The 1,986-nt window shown below is 47.1% G+C and carries 2 protein-coding genes and 2 pseudogenes; 3 read left to right on the forward strand and 1 reads right to left on the reverse strand.

All coding sequences use genetic code 11. From position 1 onward, the window contains the following. A pseudogene (locus tag G485_RS0117375) lies at positions 1 to 417 on the reverse strand (IS21 family transposase); the annotation flags it as partial. Between the two features lie 166 nt (positions 418 to 583). Here G485_RS0117375 and G485_RS29400 point away from each other — a divergent pair. The 3 genes and pseudogenes from G485_RS29400 to G485_RS0117390 all read left to right on the forward strand — a co-directional run. After that, positions 584 to 862 (forward strand): annotated as a pseudogene (locus G485_RS29400) (group II intron reverse transcriptase/maturase); the annotation flags it as partial. Positions 863 to 959: 97 nt separating this feature from the next. Further along, positions 960 to 1,478, forward strand: coding sequence for a hypothetical protein (locus G485_RS30095; RefSeq protein WP_156922462.1), 519 nt, complete (start codon positions 960 to 962; stop codon positions 1,476 to 1,478). 10 nt (positions 1,479 to 1,488) lie between these two features. Next, on the forward strand, positions 1,489 to 1,734 hold the full coding sequence (locus G485_RS0117390; RefSeq protein WP_027093548.1) for a hypothetical protein: 246 nt from the start codon (positions 1,489 to 1,491) through the stop codon (positions 1,732 to 1,734). Positions 1,735 to 1,986: the final 252 nt, after the last annotated feature.

Below are 1,986 nucleotides of genomic sequence, written 5' to 3' on the forward strand. Positions count from 1 at the left end.
CGCATCAAAGATATCCGCTTCACCGAAATCGACTTGCGCTTCACCCGGCGGCCATTCCAGTTCCAGCGTTCCTTCCTGATGCCGCGCTTCCCGCAGACTTCGCACATATCGCTGGACCAGCGGATACGAGGCGTCATACCCGGGGCACTCCGCCACAAGCCGGTTATGAATGCGTTGCGCCGTGTGCCGCTGCTTGTAGCGATTCTTACGATCTTCTTCGAGCCAGCTTTGGATAAGTGGCTTGTACGGATCCAGCTTGGAAGGCTGCGCCAATGCCGCCTTCGGTTTCCGATTCTCAAACGTCTCCGCCTTCATGACCTTCCTCACCGTCTTTCGGTCCATCTGCAGCCGCTCGGCGATCGCGCTCGGCCCAAGCCCCTTGCTTTGCATGTTCTTGATCGTTTCAATCTGACTCATCTTCAGCATCTCCCCGTCCCCGCACCCCTCGTCATCGTCTACGAACAGGGTAACGGAGTTGCTAGATTCGGTCCATTTCCGCACGATTAAAGTGGGGAATTTTGCACGATTTTTTTGGGGAAATCAGTTTGATCATTTTGGGTATTTTTATCTTACCGTACACAGATTGGTCCAAAACGGAGGAGCGCCCGGGGTGGACGGTGTAACGGTAGCCGAGCTACAAGCTTACCTGAAAACACACTGGGAGACGGTGAAAGCCAAACTCCTCGCGGGAACCTACAGACCCGCACCAGTCAAACGGGTGGAAATCCCAAAACCCGGAGGCGGCGTGCGGCTGCTCGGTATCCCGAACGTCATGGACTGATTCCTCCAGCAGGCGCTTCTGCAAGTGATGAATCCGATCTTCGATGCGCAGTTTTCTTGGTACAGTTACGGGTTTCGGCCGTAAGCGTCAAATAGCCCACACCTTGTCATCAAGATGAGGGCTATTTGACGCTTACGGTAGCACCTTTTCATTTGATGCCGATCATGACGGAGATCAAATGCGAGATCATGGTAAAACGGTAGGTACATTTACGTTTGACTATGGCGATGGAGTATATGAGGACAACACTTGGACTGGAGCAGTATTCGATACTGTTGTTACAGGAGGCTTAGGAGCAGGGAAAGCTCTTGTAAAAAGTGCTGCTAAACAGCTTGGCAAAAAACTTGCTAGTCTCGTCGGTAAGAAAACAGAACAAGCGGTTGCAAAAGAGTTATGGGGAAGTTGGGCTGATTATTCTAAGGTTACTATCAATGGTCAGGAATATGCGAAAATAGGCGATAGGTTGTATTCTAGACATGCAGTTGATCGTATGCAACCAAGTGGAAATAGGTATGGAAGTCAAATTACTCAGGCTGGCGGTGATTATGGTAGAAGCGTTTCGCCAAATTTTGTTGAATATGTAATACAGAATACGAAGCCAGTTGTTCAGGAAAACGGGAATCTATCATATACTTCAGGGACTCTCCAAATTATTACCAATAAAAGTGGAGTTGTTGTTACTATAATTACAAAGTAGGTGACTAACAATGAGCTTAGAACTTCAGCGAATTAGAGATTTATGCGAACGATTTGTTAAGAAAGAGTATGGTTTAGAAGAGTTTCAAAGTAGATTAGAGACAACTATATTTCCGGAGGACTTTAAAAATAAAAAAAATGAAATTCTTAACGAACTTGAAGAAATAAGATTTACAAAACTAGAATCGAATTTTTACCAATATGGGCTAGAAGTAGTTCATAAAATCTTTGACGTTCTTCAATTGCAAAAGTATTAAATTTTAAACCACATGCGAGTGTAACAACTCCATGTGGTTTTCTTTGTATGCCCAGCATGGGCGTCATCTTTAGGGCGAAATAATTCCCGAACGGGGGCTGGCGAGCGCCTACCGTAACCAAAGGCAAGGGTGTCCGTAGCAAGGTGGAGTCTGAAGAAAGCCGGAGGCAAATGCACGGGCCAAGGTACACGAATTGGGTTCGAGGCAAGGTTAGTCGGATAAGCTGCCAAAACACAGCGAAATCCAAAGCCG

This window comes from Cohnella thermotolerans DSM 17683, from assembly GCF_000429825.1.
Taxonomy (GTDB): Bacteria; Bacillota; Bacilli; order Paenibacillales; family Paenibacillaceae; genus Cohnella; species Cohnella thermotolerans.

Coding starts and splice junctions, on each gene's coding strand:
- G485_RS30095 (WP_156922462.1), top strand. CDS start 960: ATGCGAGATCATGGTAAAACGGTAGGTACATTTACGTTTGACTATGGC.
- G485_RS0117390 (WP_027093548.1), top strand. CDS start 1,489: ATGAGCTTAGAACTTCAGCGAATTAGAGATTTATGCGAACGATTTGTT.